16 protein-coding genes are annotated in these 14,269 nt (G+C 63.8%); 14 read left to right on the top strand and 2 right to left on the bottom strand.

Features of this window, described 5'->3' with window-relative positions:
• The first annotated feature begins 13 nt into the window (after positions 1-13).
• The 5 genes from VVT58_RS16360 to VVT58_RS16380 are packed head-to-tail and all read left to right on the top strand — an operon-like array spanning position 14 to position 4,392.
• Positions 14-646, top strand: a complete 633-nt coding sequence (locus VVT58_RS16360; RefSeq protein WP_066563280.1) for a TraV family lipoprotein — start codon at positions 14-16, stop codon at positions 644-646.
• Positions 643-3,162, top strand: a complete 2,520-nt coding sequence (locus VVT58_RS16365; protein WP_169575774.1) for a TraC family protein — start codon at positions 643-645, stop codon at positions 3,160-3,162. Before VVT58_RS16360 ends, VVT58_RS16365 begins: the two co-directional genes overlap by 4 nt.
• Entirely contained in the window at positions 3,159-3,521 is a 363-nt protein-coding gene (locus VVT58_RS16370; RefSeq protein WP_327752431.1) for a hypothetical protein, read from the top strand. The genes VVT58_RS16365 and VVT58_RS16370 overlap by 4 nt, the downstream gene beginning before the upstream one ends.
• Positions 3,518-3,784, top strand: a complete 267-nt coding sequence (locus tag VVT58_RS16375) for a hypothetical protein (protein WP_176392533.1) — start codon at positions 3,518-3,520, stop codon at positions 3,782-3,784. Before VVT58_RS16370 ends, VVT58_RS16375 begins: the two co-directional genes overlap by 4 nt.
• Positions 3,781-4,392: a conjugal transfer protein TraW gene (locus VVT58_RS16380; protein ID WP_206377301.1), complete on the top strand. Its 612-nt coding sequence runs from the start codon at positions 3,781-3,783 to the stop codon at positions 4,390-4,392. The genes VVT58_RS16375 and VVT58_RS16380 overlap by 4 nt, the downstream gene beginning before the upstream one ends.
• A 95-nt stretch (positions 4,393-4,487) precedes the next feature.
• Here the strand turns inward: VVT58_RS16380 and VVT58_RS16385 are convergent, their stop codons facing one another.
• Positions 4,488-5,012 (bottom strand): GNAT family N-acetyltransferase, encoded by a 525-nt coding sequence (locus tag VVT58_RS16385; RefSeq protein ID WP_087576296.1) that lies wholly within the window; start codon positions 5,010-5,012, stop codon positions 4,488-4,490.
• 27 nt (positions 5,013-5,039) lie between these two features.
• On the bottom strand, positions 5,040-5,348 hold the full coding sequence (locus tag VVT58_RS16390) for a DUF1778 domain-containing protein (protein WP_066563305.1): 309 nt from the start codon (positions 5,346-5,348) through the stop codon (positions 5,040-5,042).
• 90 nt (positions 5,349-5,438) lie between these two features.
• On the opposite strand from VVT58_RS16390, the gene VVT58_RS16395 reads away from it, so the two are divergent.
• From VVT58_RS16395 to VVT58_RS16435, 9 genes are all read left to right on the top strand, one after another.
• Positions 5,439-6,437: a TraU family protein gene (locus VVT58_RS16395; RefSeq protein ID WP_169575773.1), complete on the top strand. Its 999-nt coding sequence runs from the start codon at positions 5,439-5,441 to the stop codon at positions 6,435-6,437.
• A 98-nt stretch (positions 6,438-6,535) separates the two neighbouring features.
• On the top strand, positions 6,536-6,763 hold the full coding sequence (locus VVT58_RS16400; protein ID WP_140404698.1) for a hypothetical protein: 228 nt from the start codon (positions 6,536-6,538) through the stop codon (positions 6,761-6,763).
• The gene (locus VVT58_RS16405; protein ID WP_087576256.1) at positions 6,760-8,691 is read left to right on the top strand and encodes a hypothetical protein; all 1,932 of its coding nucleotides are present in this window, start codon (positions 6,760-6,762) and stop codon (positions 8,689-8,691) included. Before VVT58_RS16400 ends, VVT58_RS16405 begins: the two co-directional genes overlap by 4 nt.
• A complete protein-coding gene (gene traN / locus VVT58_RS16410; protein WP_405053746.1) occupies positions 8,691-9,785 on the top strand; it encodes a conjugal transfer protein TraN in 1,095 nt (364 codons plus the stop codon). Before VVT58_RS16405 ends, traN begins: the two co-directional genes overlap by 1 nt.
• Positions 9,757-10,629, top strand: a complete 873-nt coding sequence (locus VVT58_RS16415) for a type-F conjugative transfer system pilin assembly protein TrbC (protein WP_327752429.1) — start codon at positions 9,757-9,759, stop codon at positions 10,627-10,629. The genes traN and VVT58_RS16415 overlap by 29 nt, the downstream gene beginning before the upstream one ends.
• Positions 10,601-11,197: a S26 family signal peptidase gene (locus VVT58_RS16420; protein ID WP_066563331.1), complete on the top strand. Its 597-nt coding sequence runs from the start codon at positions 10,601-10,603 to the stop codon at positions 11,195-11,197. Before VVT58_RS16415 ends, VVT58_RS16420 begins: the two co-directional genes overlap by 29 nt.
• Complete coding sequence (locus tag VVT58_RS16425; RefSeq protein WP_405053747.1) at positions 11,194-12,066, top strand: conjugal transfer protein TraF; 873 nt, start codon at positions 11,194-11,196, stop codon at positions 12,064-12,066. Before VVT58_RS16420 ends, VVT58_RS16425 begins: the two co-directional genes overlap by 4 nt.
• A gap of 8 nt (positions 12,067-12,074) precedes the next feature.
• Positions 12,075-12,650 carry a hypothetical protein gene (locus VVT58_RS16430; protein WP_226869605.1) on the top strand — a complete coding sequence of 192 codons (576 nt, stop codon included), beginning with the start codon at positions 12,075-12,077 and terminating at the stop codon, positions 12,648-12,650.
• Positions 12,651-12,840: 190 nt separating this feature from the next.
• Entirely contained in the window at positions 12,841-14,262 is a 1,422-nt protein-coding gene (locus VVT58_RS16435) for a conjugal transfer protein TraH (protein ID WP_222885333.1), read from the top strand.
• Positions 14,263-14,269: the final 7 nt, after the last annotated feature.

A 14,269-nucleotide genomic window follows, 5' to 3' on the forward strand; every position in this document is an offset into this window, starting at 1 on the left:
GGGCATTCGCCCCATGCCTGACACGCCCGTTGGTGCTGCGCGCCGGGCTGGATCGCCAGCGCTGCTCGGCATGGCTCTGCTGCTCGCGGGCTGTTCCACCATTGGCTCGGTCATGTCGCCCTACAGCGAGAAGTTCAGCTGCAAGAATAGCGACCATGGGCAGTGCATCCATCCCGACAAGGCCTATGCCGATGCGGTGGCTGGCGTGCCATCCCGCTCCGATCCCGCGGTCACCCATGACAAGGCTCTTCTCAGCCAGGGAGACGGTACCGGGACAAGCAGTGCCACCAAGCGGGGCAAGACAGGCCCATCCCCCTATCTTGGCTATCGCGACAGCGTCTATCGGGAGTTGCAGGGCCTGGTCGATGCGCCGGTCACGCCGATGCTGCGCCCCGGCCGCACGGTGCGCACGCTGATCCTGCCCTATGCCGACCGCGAGCGGCCCGACCGGCTCTACATGCCGCGCTATGTCTATTCGATCCTCGAGAGGCCCCAATGGGTGGTGGGCGATTATCTGGTGAGCCCGGTCCAGTCCGCGACGGGCGTGCCGGTGCTGGAACAGGTGAGGGACAAGGGCGCGTCCGACCGCGCCGTCGAGGGCGAGCCCGCCGATATCCCCGCTACGCCTGAGGAGGCACGGCCATGATCGCGCTCGGTACCCGCCATGGCGGCGGCCTCACCCGGTCGGACCTGCATCGCGCCGTCGCGCGCGACGCCTATTCCGATTTTCTGCCGCTCGTCGCCTGGAACGAAGAGGAGGAAGCCTTTCTCTGCATCGACGATGGCTGGGGCCATGCCTGGGAGCTGATCCCGTCGGCCTATATGTTCGCTCATGTCCATCAGGCCTTGCTGGGCCTCCTCAACATCCATTTTCCCGATGGGACGGTGTTGCAGCTCCACGGTTTTGCCGATCCGCTGATCGACCATGCGCTCGATGCCTTCCTGGATATGAAGACCCGGCCCGATCCTCTGATCCAGGCATCGGCGCGGCGCACCGCCGATTATCTGCGCGCCGGAACCGAGGGGCTCGACGCGCTTCATGGCATCCCGGTGCGCAATTTTCGGCTGTTCCTCTCGATCAAGACGCGGGTGGAACTTGGCCATGACCTGCGCCGCCAGATCGAGGAACAGCTCGCCAAGCTTGGTATCCGCCGTCTGCCGCCCGAGGAACTGGTCAGCTTCTATCGCCGGATCTTCAACGGTCTCTTCGATGCCGCGCCAGGCGTGTTCGCCGATGGCAGTGACGGCCAGCCCGCCCCGCCTGTTCGCAAGCAGATCATCGATGCAGGCCCCGACCTGCTGTTCGACGGCCCGGAAGTGCATCTGGGCAATCAGGTGGCGCGCTGCCTGACGCCAAGGGCGCCGGCACGGCGCATCACCGCCGAGCGCGCCAATCGCCTGCTGGGCGGGATGCGCGGGGCGGCCGAGGACAGCGACCAGATTGGCGGCCCTTTTCTCTTCACGCTCAACATCCTGTTCGATCACAGCCAGTTCGAGATTCACAAGCGCGCCCAGATCCTCTCCGCGCAGAAGGCGGCGGGAAGCTTCGCGGTCGAGGTCGGCAAGCAGATCGAGGAAATCGGTTGGGTGCTCGATGAGGCGGGCAACAGCCGCTTCCTTTCGGTGATCCCGATGGTCTGGGTCTTCGGCCGCACCAGCGCCGACGCGCGGGAAATGGCGGCGCGCGCCAAGCGCCTGTGGGAGAGCGAGCCGCTCCCCTGGATGATGCAGGAGGAGAGCTATCTCAATCCGGTCCTGTTGCCGATGAGCCTCCCCTTCGGGCTCTATCCCGAAAAACGCACGATGCGGATGCTGGAACGCGATTTCCGCATGCCGGTCAAAGCCGCCGTGCTGCTGGCGCCGGTGCAGACCGACTTTCGCGGCGGCGGTCGCCCGGCCCTTCTTTATACCGGCCGCAAGGGCCAGCTCATCACGCTCGATCTTTTCGATCCGCGCATCAACAATTATAATTTCATCGTCTCGGCCGAGAGCGGCGCGGGGAAGAGCTTCCTCCTCAACAATCTCTGTCAGCAATATTATGCGCAAGGGTCGCTTATCCGCATCATCGATATTGGCGGCAGCTATCGCAAACTCTGCACCCTGTGCTCGGGCCGCTATATCGATATTGGCGAAGAGAAGCTCGTGCTCAATCCGTTCGACATGGGCTTCGCGCTTGATGGCGATGATCGCCAGTCCGCGATCTCCATGGCGGTCGCGATCGTCGCGGAAATGGCCAATGCCGCAACGCGCAAGGGCGTCACGACGTCGGAATGGAATCTGCTCAAGTCCGCTGTGCAGTGGACGATCGACGAAGGTCATGCCGAGGAAGGGATAGACAGCGTCCGGGCCTGGCTCGGCGCCTATCCGCAATTTGCAGCGTCCGATCTCGACCGGGTCGACCATCTGGTGCCGGCCGCGCGGGAACTCGCCTTCAACCTGCGCGATTTCGGCAGTGACGGCGCCTATGGCCATTTCTTCAACGGTCCCTCGACCTTCGACATCAGCAACGACGAGTTTGTCGTGCTGGAGCTTGAGCGGCTCAAAGCCATGCCGGACCTGTTCAACGTCATCGTCATGGTCGTGGTGAACGCGGTCACCCAGGAACTCTATCTGTCCGCGCGCGACCGGCCGCGCTTTGTCCTGTGCGATGAAGCCGCGCAGTTCATGACCCGGAGCGAGGGCCAGGACTTGTCGCGGCTCGCCGAAGCTTTCGGCCAGGGCTATCGCCGCGCGCGCAAATATCAGGGCAGTTTCGGTGTTGTCCTCCAGAGCATGAACGACCTTCTGCTCTTCGGCGGCACCGGACAGGTGATCCTCGAAAATGCAGCGACGCGGTTCCTGCTTCAGGGTTCGACCTATGCCCAGGCGGTCGAGAACAAGATCCTCGACTATTCCGGATTTGTCCTCGATCTGTTGAAATCCGTCCGTAACGCCAAACCCCATTATAGCGAGATCTTCATCGACTCTCCCCTGGGACTGGGCGTGGCCCGGCTGGTGGTGGACCCCTTTTCCTATTGGATCAACACCAGCGCGCCGCAGGAGGTGGCGGCCTTCGAGGCGCTGATCCGCGCCGGGCGCAGTCCACTCGAAGCCGTGTGCGAGCTGGCCGGGGTCGATCCCGCCGAAATCCTGCCTGCAATGCAAGATGGAGGGGCAGCATGATGCGCAAGCCTTCCACCCATCCCGATCAATTGCCCCTGGGGTTCGGCAAGGATGCCGAGATCGAGCGGATCATCGAGGCCCGGGTCGCGATCCGCGCGGAGGCCGAAGCCATACGATGGCGCTTCCGGCTGATGGTGATCGAAACCATCCTGCTGACCAGCCTGGTGATTGTGACCGGCCTGATGCTGCACCAGCCACCGATGCTGATCGCGCGCGGCGCGCTGCTGATCGGCGCTACCTGCCTCAACACAGGCCTTCTGCTCATCCTGCTCACCGGCTTGACGGGGAAATGCCTCGCAGCGTTGCGCAGCTGGAAAGCCAGGCGCTCCAATCTTCTCGCTGCCTGGAAACGGCCATGACCGGCCTCTTTTCATCCCGTCCTGGACAGCCCGCCATACGCATGATTGTCGGCACGCATCTGCTGCTGACGATCCAGGCGGGGCTGGTGCTGTGGTCGGCGACGGAACTGGACATGGGATTGCGGTGCATCGTCGGTGCTGCTGGCCTACTGGGGCTCGCCGCCATCATCACGGCGATCCGCGGTGGAGATGAGGAGGAAGGCCGGGTCTGGCGGCCCTATCGGCTGCGCAATCATGCGTGGCGTGGAGGCGGGCGGTCATGATCCACCGCACCCTCATTGCAGGCATGGCGATAGGCTGTTGTGTGCTGGTTGTTCCTGCGGCCATCGCGGACACCGCGACGATCGGGCGGACTTGGCCCATAGCCGAGCCTGACGCGCTCGCGGAGATCGAAGCGCGGGCCGCGCGACAACCTACCAATATGGCGGCTCAATTTGGTCCGCGCGCGAACTGGTCAGCGCTACGCGCTGCGTCGCTCGGAAACGCCCGACAGGACCGGACCCGCTTCGTCGTGCCCTTCTACACCCTGCCCGACGAAATCCGCCTGCCTGACGGCAAGCTGCTTTATCCCAAGGGTTTCACCTTCAACCCGCTCGACTATGTCTCGTTGCCGCAGCGTCTCGTCATCGTCCATCCGCGAAACCTTGGCTGGGCGCTCGACCATGCCCGGCTCACCGATTTCATCCTGCTGACGGGGGGCGACGCGCTCGAACTTTCCGAGCGAACCGGGCGGGCGCTGTTCATTCTTGAGGAGCGCGTGAAGGAGCGGCTGGGCCTGACCGTGGCGCCCGTCATCGTCTCCCAGGTCGGCAAGAAGCTCGAACTCCACGAATTTGAGGCCGTCGACCAGCGAAAAGGGGAGCGGCAATGATTCGTTCCAACATGCCCACCGCGCAATTGGCCGAATGCCGTCCAGTCTGCACGCGGTGTAGCGAACGGCTCAAAGCGCGTCTCCCGCGCCGCAACCTATGGGATGTTCAGCAATGCGTGGATCTTTGCGACAGGAAGGTGGAGGCGCAGAGGCACGTCGGGCAAGGGCTGGAACCCATAACGCATATAGAGCTGCTTGCGCTTCTCGACCTTCGCCGGATCGCCACAGTCGAGAATGTCGAGGAGCACAAGGGCGATTCCGACATCCATCGCGGCGCGTCCGATCCTCTTGAGAGCGTCGGCAAGCAAGAGGCCTCCAAATCCCTTGCCCTGGAAACGGGCATCGACCCCGATCATCGATATGAACGCAGCGGGTATCTGACCATGCCCCGGCCGGTTACGCGTAAAAGAAGCGGGCAGGTGGGAATAATCGACACTGTGCGCGTTCAACGTGTAAAAGCCCAAAAGCTCCCCTTCGGGAGACAGAAGGACAAACGCCCGCACATTGTCCGCTCGGGCCAGCTTGCTTGCCGTCTTGCGCAAATAATTGTCGACTTGATCAATCCCGGACGAAAAAGCCGCCCGGTCGTGCCGCACCGGATCAAGCGGCTCGATGATCATCCCCTTATCAGTCACGAAACCTCGCTCTTATCGGCTTTCGATCATCTGGTCATGCCGGGCGAAGGCTTCGCGCAGAGCATCCGAGGGCGGACCCGGATTCTCGAAGGCATTGAGAATCGATTCATAATCCTTCCGGCTCAAAATCGTACGCTCGTGCGTCTGGATCGTCTCCAGTGCCGCCTTATACGCGGCGTTCATAACGAATACGGAATCATCGACACCACACCACGCCGCAGCCTGCTGAATCGCCTGCTTGATATGCGGCTTGGTACGAAAATTCATACGCACCGTGCTCCGCTCGTTGATTGCACCCGCTGCGTCATCAAACGCTTGCATCGCCAAAGCCTCATCTTCACTGTTCCGCATATCATGTACGCCTTGCGGGCGCACATTTCAAGATCGATCGACTTCATAGCGACTCGTCCGATGAAGCAGATGCTGTGCCTTGGCATGGGGGGTCTGGCTATGCTGGTATCGACGCCGGCCCATGCCTCCAAATGCGAGGCGGGAACGATCTTCAATCCCATCACCAAGGTGCGCTGGACCTGCATCTTCCCCATCACCATCGGGGGCGTCCGGGTCGGCAGCTTCGACAAGCTCGATAAGGAACTGGACGCCCAGTCCGCCTCCAAGCCGCTCTGCGCCTGTCGGAAGGGCACCACCTTCTGGTTCGGCGTGAAAGTGAGCTTCTGGTCGCCCAACCGGATGATCGACGTCGTTACAGAACCCGGTTGCATGATGGCGCTGGGCGCCGACCTCATGCCCACCGGCGGCAAGCTCCAGGGGAGCCAGAGCAGCATCGCCGACGGCACCAACACGCGCAAGATGTTCGCGCAGATGCATTATTATATTTCCCCGGTCTGGAAGATGCTGGACATGTTCACGGACCTCCCCTGCATCGAGGATGACGGCTTCGACGTCGCCATGATCACCGAGGTGCTGCCGACCTGGCAGTCGGGGACTTTGGGCGCGATCATCCAGCCCGAGGGCATCTTGTTCGGCAATCCCGCCGCAGGGCTGGCCTGCATGGCCGATAGCGCGGCGGCTGCCGCCGGCAAGGTCATCGATCCCCTTTTCTGGTGCATGGGAAGCTGGGGCGCGACCTATCCGGTCGCGGGCGACATCCATTTCGATGACTCGGTCGAAGCCTGGGCCGGCATCGCGGCGCGCGGCACCTTCATGATGGGGCGGCTCGGTGCGCTGACCATTTCTTCCGCCGATGGCTGCTCGTTCAAGCCCCAGCCGATCTGGACCAAGAGCCGCTACAAGCTCCAGATCATGGAGCCGGTCAAGGGCGGCAAATGCGTCAATATCGGCCGCCCCGGTGCGCTCTGGTCTTCGGGCAAACATGCGCCCGGCAAGGACAACGCCCAGTTCATGGCTTTTGAAAAGGTGATCTGCTGCGCGGGAGTTTCGACCCCGTGAGCCGGTCCCTTCCCCCATCCCTCGCACCGATGCGGGCTTTTGCCTGCTCTGCCCGCCACAGCCATGGTGGCTGTCCCGCGCGGCGCGAGGACGGAGCGATGCCGCGGTCCCCCTGCGGCATCGCTCCACCTATGGTCAGCACGGCCGCCGAACCCCTGTCGGCGGTGGGCAAAACCCCTCTCCGGCCCGCCGTCGTGGTGGCCGTGCTGACCACCATAGGAGGCCAGGCCGCCTTTCGCGTACTGGGTGACGTCGGGGCATCGGGCGTGTCCCACTGCTTCCGACTGCGCCGCATGTCGCGCGCCGCCCCGGATGCCGCGTCATGAAGTGTCACGCGCTCCTCCTCTCAGCGGGCATCGCCATCTGCCTTCCCGCCGTCACCCAGGCGCAGACGATGGAGGAGCGCGCACGCAGCGCGGCCACCGCATCGCGAACGAAGACCGGCGACAGCGATGCCCTGCAAAGCAATTATCTCACCCCCAGTCTTGCCGGCCAGCCGGTCAGCACCATCGACAACAGCAAGAGCTTCGCGCCGAATATCGCCTGCCAGAAGACCGCGACGCTGCTCGAACTGCTCGCCCAACCCGCCTCGACCGGCGATATCGGCACGCTGCGCATCTCGCGCGACAAGGATCTCGACGGCTCGTTCGACGAAACGCTGAACGTGCCCGTACCCGTATCGGGCATCTGCGCCAATGGCATCATCTCCTGTGCGCCGGGCAGTTGGAACCAATGCCGCCCGTTTCAATGGGAGGTCGGCAGCAGCGGCAATCTCAAGCTTGGCGAGGTCGATCTCACGGCCCTTGCCGGCTGCTATTGCGTCAACAACAGCTGCGGCGCCAATCTCTCCTGGGGCAATATGGCCTCGATCCTCAAGGATCTGGGTGGCGGCGTTGTCGGGGCGCTCACCACCGCCGATCCCCGTATCGGCGTAGCCCAGGCTTCCATCGATGGTCCACTGATCCGCTATACTGGAGCGCAGACCACGGCCTGCACGGCTCAGCCCCAGCTTTCGGCGACCAGTTATCGGAGCAACCCCACCGCGATCCAGGGCGACGCCTATTCCGTCTCGCAGGCAAGCAGCGTCTTCCAGACCCTGGCCGGTTCCGCGGCCGGCAACGGTAAAGCGCAGCAGACCCGCAACTGCGCGATCGAGCGCGACATCACGGTCAAGGAATGGGGTTTCGACGATGTCCTGGCAGTGCGCGGCTCGATCGCTGCGGTCACGAGCTGCGGAACCGGCTGCCGGCGTTATGAAATTCGCGGCTCCGGCACATGTGGCAGCGTGCCCCCAATCTACAGCGCGACTTTCGATCCCCTGGCTCCGGCGCGGATACGCTCCGCGCGCATCGTTGAAATGGGCGCGGACGACTGGGTCCAGGCAAGGGTCAACGGCCAGATCGTGGGTTATGCGGGAAAGCGCCCCTGGCTGGGGGAGGCCTTGCCCTCGGGCGACTGCCGTATCAGCGACGATCCCTGGTACAACAGGTCCGCCATCGACATCACCTCCCAGCTGCGCAGCGGCGCGACAATAGTCGGCGCGCGGGTGCGGGGTGGCGGCGACGGCAATTGGGGCTATGTCACTCTCGAAGTGCAGGTCGACACGTCCTGCGAGGTCAGCGAGCGGCTGGTCGATCTATGCTCGGGCTATGCCGCCGATCCCGCCTGTCATCTTGTGAGCGAGACGGTCGATGGTGTCGTGACCTTCAGGAATGGCGTCAACACCGGCATCAAGCCCCTGCCCTCCACCCGTCTGTTCGGCACGGGGGCATGCAGTTTCCAATATACGCGCGACTTCTTCGAACGCGCACGCCAATATGCATGCGTCATCGACCAGGCAGACGCCGGCGCACCGGACCTCAGCCGCGGCGCGTATATCATCGACCACTCGACCGAAACGCTGCTGGCGGACCGGACGACCGATGCCAGCGGCATGGTTTCGGCCTCGACCCGTCCCTTCTCCATGCCCGAACGGGGTTCCGTTACCGCCTGCGAGCCCATCTGCAAGACCCGAGCGCCCAAGGCCAATAGCGATGTGGCGATAGACGGTGTCGTCGGCGTCAGGCAAAATGACCCGGCCGGCTGGGACATATTTTACCACAGCTGCTCAGCGGACAATGTCTGCCCACTTGGGCAGGGGGAAGAGCTGGTTTCGGCCTGCGGCTGTCTCGACGATTTTCCCGAAGCCGTCGTCATGATGCAGACCGTGCGCCTGGCCGGCGCTGACCTCGCCTGCACGGCGGAGACACGCTGATGCGGTGGCGCCTTTCCTTGTTGGCCACCTTGCTGCTGGCGTCCAGCCTTGCGCTCACGATGACGCCGGCCCAGGCGCAGCCACTCTGCGCCGCCGACCTCGATGGCAGCGGCGATGCCGAGACCCCGGGGGAAACCGCCCAATGTTCCGAGATGACCGACGGCAGCTATCTCTGTCCGATCCAGCAGGCCGCCTGTGTCGCCGATGCGGTCGGCGCCTATAGCTGTCCGCTGGGCAGCCAATATCCGTGCGCAACACCCATTGGCGGAGGAACGCCCAGTTGCTCGCCCCATGCCTGCACATCGGTGATCGGCGGCGGCATCGAGGAGGACGATCCGGTCGTCGACGATCCCGGCGCCCCCAATGACGGTCCCGTCGATGCCGATGGCAACTGCCTCGGGGCGATCGAGATCTTTGCCGGGCGCGCTGTTCGTTGCCGTCCGGCGGGCCTCAAGACCACATTCTCCAACTGCTGCAAGGATCGCGGCGAGATCGTGAAGGACGGGATGGGCTCATCCATTTCCTCGATCGGCACCAAGATCGCCATCGCCAAGGGCGTCTGGACCGGCATGAAAGCCGCCTACACCGCGTTCAAGGCGGGGGCGACTGCCTCCCAAGCGGCGAGCGCCGGTGCCAATGCGATCATCGTCGGCATCGATCCGACGTCGATCGCGATCAGCCTCGCCATCAACTTCATGATGGATTTCCTGCTTTCGGGCTGTGACCAACAGGACATGGAAGTGGGCATGCTCCGTGGTTCGGGCATGTGCCATGAGGTCGGCACCTACTGCGCGTCGACTATTCTTGGCGTCTGCGTGCAGAAGGCCAAGGGCCATTGCTGCTTCAACACCAAACTCGGCCGGATCATCCAGGAACAGGGCCGACCCCAGCTTGCCAGCTTCAACGCCGTGGGGTGGGGCACGGCGAAGAAGCCCTATTGCCGCGGGTTCATCGCTGAAGAGTTCCAGGCGCTGGATTTCAGCAAAATGGATCTCTCCGAATATTATTCCGACATCGAGGCGCGGGTCCAGTCGGACATCCAAATCGATATGAAGGACAGGATCGATGCCTATATGGAGACGGTCAATCCCTAGCCGCGCGCTTCTTGCAGCGGCGATACTGGTCGCCTCACCCTGCCAGGCGCAGAGTGAGGGGGACGCGGGCAATGCCCGGCAACGCGCGCAGACGCAGGGCGACAACGCCTTGCAGCGCCTCAAGGGTGCGGTTGCGGACCAGAAGGATCGCGCTGATGCGGGCGGGCCGGATCGGCTTCCCGATCTTCCAGAGGCGACACGGCGCCGCGCGTTCGAGGGCCTGCGCAACCGCAAGCCGGACCCCGGCATGGATGCCCGCGCGCGATCGGCGCTGACCTCGGGGCAGGACAGCCTCGCAGCCCAGCAGGAGGCCATGGCGAAGCGCCTCGGCCAGGCCCTGGGGCTGGACGCGCCGGACATCACGGGCCTGGCGGGCGTCCCGCCGCCCTCGGCGCCTCATGGCTGGGTGCCGCTGCTCTTTGCCTCATCCTCCATGCCCATCCCGGTTTTGCGGACCTATGCGGCGCAGTTGGAGAAAGCCGGCGGCGTCATGGCCTTTCGCGGCGTGCCGGGCGGCATGACGAAGATCGGTCCGATGGCCAGGCTCTCGGCGCAAGTGCTGCGGCTCGATCCGGGCTGCGACGGCCCGGCGTGCGCCATGCGCAATGTCCAGCTGATCGTTGATCCGCTGGTCTTCCGCCAGCACGGGGTCGCGCGTGTACCGGCGCTTGGCCTGGTACCGGGCGATCCGACCCAGCCCTATTGTGAGCGGGACGATGATAGCCCGGCAAGCCGCCACATCGTCTATGGCGACGCTGCCCTGTCCGGTCTGCTCGAAGAATATGCCCGTCTCGGCGGCACGAAGGAGGTGGCCGATGCTCAGGCTCGCCTGGACCGCCGCTAGGGCGGCATGGCCCGAAATCAGGGCCACCCCGCGCAAAGCAGCCATGGCATTGGGAGCGGGCGGTCCCGACACGGCGCCACAACCGCGCCGTTTCTGGTACGCCTGCGCGATCATCCTGCCCATCAGCGCCGCCGCCTGTTGGACCTTGCCGCAGTTCACCTTGGTCATGTCGCCCTCGATCGACGCCTGGTTGGTCCACAAGGCGCCGGGCACCATCCGGCGCGGTGACCTTGTGTCGTTCAAGCTGCGGCATCCCCTTGCCGGCCCTGCCCCGGTCGATGTCACCAAATATGTGCTCTGCATGCCGGGAGACAGGATCGAGATGATTGAGAAACCCTCGATGACGCCGGGCGCGAGGGATGGCTGGTATCGGTGCAATGGTAAGCTCATCGGGATCAGCAAGCCTGTCGGGCGGAAGGGGCAGCGCCTTCTTCATTGGCGGCCCACCGAGCCGCATATCCCTGCTGGCATGGTCTATGTCGGCTCCTCCTATGTAGGCGGTTTCGACAGCCGCTATTTCGGCCCCGTGCCCCTGCATCGCCTCACGCGGATGGAGAAGCTGCTATGACTTGGCGCCTCCCAACCGCCCTTGAGGCAATTTTGCTGATCTCGTCACCGACAGCCGCGCAGATGGGTTCGCCGGCATCGGAACCGAAGCAAGGCTATTGGTGGTACGTGGCACCAAAGCCGAAACCCCGAGACGAAGCCGCTGACCCGGACAGGCTGGTGAAGCCGGTGATCCCGCCCATGACCGAGCTTGCGGCATGGACGCCGCCCAATATCCGCAAGCTGATCGAGCAGCAACGCGATTATGCCGCCACCGTGCTGACGGTAGATGCGGTGGCAGATTTCTGGCGGTTGCAGGATTTTGCGCGGCGCAAGGCGCGGGCCTTTGCCGGCGTGACGCAGCTCGCCATGCTCCAGCATCCCGAACTCAATTCCAGGTCGGCCAATCCGATGGTGGGCGACGCACGCGACCAACTGCTGGGCCAAAAGGATGCTGTGCGCCGCGCCTATCTGCGCGCGCACGCCGGCGAGTTCGCGCTCGTCATGTTCTCGCGGACGAGTTGCGGCTATTGCCGCGTGCAGTGGCCGATCGTCCAGCGCTTCCAGGACGAGATGGGCTGGCAGGTGTCCCAAATCGACCTCGACCGCCGGCCCGAGGTTGCGCAGCGTTTCGGTGTCGATGTGACGCCCACGACCATGGTGATCCGGCGGAACAGTCCGCAACGCATGGTGATCGCTACGGGGGTCGAGGCCTATCCCAACCTCACCCAGACCGCCTACCAGGCCGTCCGTCTGCTTTCCGGCGACATCCGGCCCGAGCAGTTCCTGACTGGCGCGGGTGAGGAAGACGGCTTCTTCGACGCGCTCGCCAATGGTCCCGTTGCTGCAGCTGATCCATCGGCGGACGGGCCGCAGGATGCCAACCCATGAGATTCTGGATGATCCTTCCATTCCTGGCGCCTTCGCTTGCCATGTCAGGCGCAATGGCCCGGCCGATCACGCGCGCCGACGCCATGCGCGCTGCGATCCATCCCGTCGCGACGAACGCGGATATGCAAAGTTGGCTGTCCCGCGTGCCCGCAACCAAGGATTTTCCGCCGGATTTCGCTGCGACATTGGGAGGTGAGGCCTCGCTCTTCATCATCGAGATGACGACGGCGCCCGGATGTCTGCCCTGCGCGGACCTCTGGGCAAAGTTGGCGCAATATTCCCGGCATTATCATTGGCAGGTCCGCACCATCGGCGGCGACGAGGCCTTGCTGCGTTCCGGCAGGCTGGGCCTCCCCTGGGTCGGGCATCCGGTAGCATGGATCCGTCCCGTCGCCGATGCTGATCGCATCATCCCGATCGCGATCGGCACCGACCACGGCGTCAACCTGGCGCGCAATGCCTATCTCGCGGCCAAGATGCTGACGGGCGTGCGTCCGGCGGTCGGGCTTCGCGCGATGGCCAAGTTCACCGGCATCGTTGGAGCAGTTGATCGCGTTGGCGCGACAGTGAGGCCTTCCAGATGATCGGCAGCACGCACGCATCAAACTCCAGACATTCCCAGGCGGAAGCAACCCGACCGCCTGTCAATCAACCTCGCAATTTCGGATCATTGATCCAAATTTGCAAGGTTATTTCCCACATCCGACCATCCTTGAAAATGCCGCGCATGGCGGGCCGGCATCTTCGCCTTCTCATTCCAAGAGGAAGCCCGCCATGCCTTCGCTCCGTCCTCGCTGTGCGCTGATCGCGCTCGGTCTGCTCGCCACCTGCGGCACGACCGCGCCAGCCTATGCCCAGGGATGGGCGGAAAGCTGGTTCGACAATGTGACCTATACCTCGCCCGGCTCCTTCGAGGACCAGACGCGCGGCTATGTGACGGCGGGCGGCATGTCCGGCCGGGTAGATGTCCATGACGATTATCTGATGTCGCTCACCCTCCCCAAGGTGAAAGCCGGATGCGGCGGTATCGATATGTTCCTTGGGGGCATGTCGTTCCTCGACCCGGACTATCTGGTCCAGAAGTTGGAGAGCATCCTTCAGGCCGCGCCTGCGGTCGCATTCCAATATCTGCTCGAAACCCTCGACGAGAAAATGGGCAATATCATCTCGAAGATGGAAGCGGCGACCAATTACCTGAACTCCATCCAGGTCAATGACTGCCGTCTTTCCAATCGAATGGTGCAGATCGCCAAGGGCGACGACAATATGTCGGGCATCATCGAGGAGATGACCGGCTACAAGTCGATTAGGCAAGGTTTCGCGAAAAGCTACCAGCAGAGCCGCGAGAAGATCCAGGCGAACCAGAATAATCCGACCGAGGATCTGAAGGACGCGCTGGCCAACTGCCCGGCCGAGGTGACCGACATCTTCCGCACCGGCTCCCTGCTCTCCCATGCCGCGACGCGCGTGGGTGCCGGCGACTGGGCCTCGGTGATGCGCGCCCGCGTGGGCGACGTCTATATGCGCTGGGACGCGACCGACAAGGTGCCGATCTTCTCGGCCATTCCCGCCTGCCCGCATCAGGACAGCGACAGTCCGCAGGATTTTCTCGTAGGCAAGGTCCAGAGCCGTTCGCTCAATATCCCGCCGTCCGCCGCGGACTGCGCCCCGGACAGCGGCAAAGGGGCTTTGGAGCTGGCCCGGACACGGATGCAGTCGATCGCCACCAAGATCCGCACGCGCGCGGCGCTGACGGCCGAAGAGCGGCAGTTTGTCGCCAATGTCCGCACGCTGCCGGTCTATCGCATGCTGGAATGGGGGGTGCGTGAGGGCGTGCCCGATTCCGTGATCGCCGATACCGATGAGTTGGTGGCGCTCACGCTCGCCTATCAGATGCTCAATGATCTCACCCGATCGATCGATTTTGCGGTTTCCAATGCCGAACGGGGCGCGAGCGCCGCAGGCGCGGCCGATGCCGGCAACGCCAATATCTGCCAGACCCGCATTCTTTCCAAGGGCATCGAGCAGCTGAGGGATTTGCGCGAGGAGGTGCTGCGTCAGCGCGCGCAGATGCGGCAGAGCTATATGGCCGCGCTCAATCAGGCGAACCTTTCCGCCAACTATGCCGGGCTGATGCGCACGCGGGATCGCGATGCCCGCGACAGCGCCGGCACCGCTTCGAACAACAATCGATGAACCTTTT

It is taken from the genome of Sphingobium sp. SJ10-10, from assembly GCF_036038995.2.
Lineage (GTDB): Bacteria > Pseudomonadota > Alphaproteobacteria > Sphingomonadales > Sphingomonadaceae > Sphingobium.

Excerpts from the sequence above, each read along its gene's own strand:
- VVT58_RS16375 (WP_176392533.1), top strand. The coding sequence starts at position 3,518 with ATGACCGGCCTCTTTTCATCCCGTCCTGGACAGCCCGCCATACGCATG.
- VVT58_RS16395 (WP_169575773.1), top strand. The coding sequence starts at position 5,439 with ATGAAGCAGATGCTGTGCCTTGGCATGGGGGGTCTGGCTATGCTGGTA.
- VVT58_RS16425 (WP_405053747.1), top strand. The coding sequence starts at position 11,194 with ATGACTTGGCGCCTCCCAACCGCCCTTGAGGCAATTTTGCTGATCTCG.
- VVT58_RS16400 (WP_140404698.1), top strand. The coding sequence starts at position 6,536 with ATGCCGCGGTCCCCCTGCGGCATCGCTCCACCTATGGTCAGCACGGCC.
- VVT58_RS16435 (WP_222885333.1), top strand. The coding sequence starts at position 12,841 with ATGCCTTCGCTCCGTCCTCGCTGTGCGCTGATCGCGCTCGGTCTGCTC.
- VVT58_RS16385 (WP_087576296.1), bottom strand. The coding sequence starts at position 5,012 with ATGATCATCGAGCCGCTTGATCCGGTGCGGCACGACCGGGCGGCTTTT.
- VVT58_RS16415 (WP_327752429.1), top strand. The coding sequence starts at position 9,757 with ATGCCTATATGGAGACGGTCAATCCCTAGCCGCGCGCTTCTTGCAGCG.
- VVT58_RS16390 (WP_066563305.1), bottom strand. The coding sequence starts at position 5,348 with ATGCAAGCGTTTGATGACGCAGCGGGTGCAATCAACGAGCGGAGCACG.
- traN (WP_405053746.1), top strand. The coding sequence starts at position 8,691 with ATGCGGTGGCGCCTTTCCTTGTTGGCCACCTTGCTGCTGGCGTCCAGC.
- VVT58_RS16380 (WP_206377301.1), top strand. The coding sequence starts at position 3,781 with ATGATCCACCGCACCCTCATTGCAGGCATGGCGATAGGCTGTTGTGTG.
- VVT58_RS16370 (WP_327752431.1), top strand. The coding sequence starts at position 3,159 with ATGATGCGCAAGCCTTCCACCCATCCCGATCAATTGCCCCTGGGGTTC.
- VVT58_RS16420 (WP_066563331.1), top strand. The coding sequence starts at position 10,601 with ATGCTCAGGCTCGCCTGGACCGCCGCTAGGGCGGCATGGCCCGAAATC.
- VVT58_RS16360 (WP_066563280.1), top strand. The coding sequence starts at position 14 with ATGCCTGACACGCCCGTTGGTGCTGCGCGCCGGGCTGGATCGCCAGCG.
- VVT58_RS16405 (WP_087576256.1), top strand. The coding sequence starts at position 6,760 with ATGAAGTGTCACGCGCTCCTCCTCTCAGCGGGCATCGCCATCTGCCTT.
- VVT58_RS16365 (WP_169575774.1), top strand. The coding sequence starts at position 643 with ATGATCGCGCTCGGTACCCGCCATGGCGGCGGCCTCACCCGGTCGGAC.
- VVT58_RS16430 (WP_226869605.1), top strand. The coding sequence starts at position 12,075 with ATGATCCTTCCATTCCTGGCGCCTTCGCTTGCCATGTCAGGCGCAATG.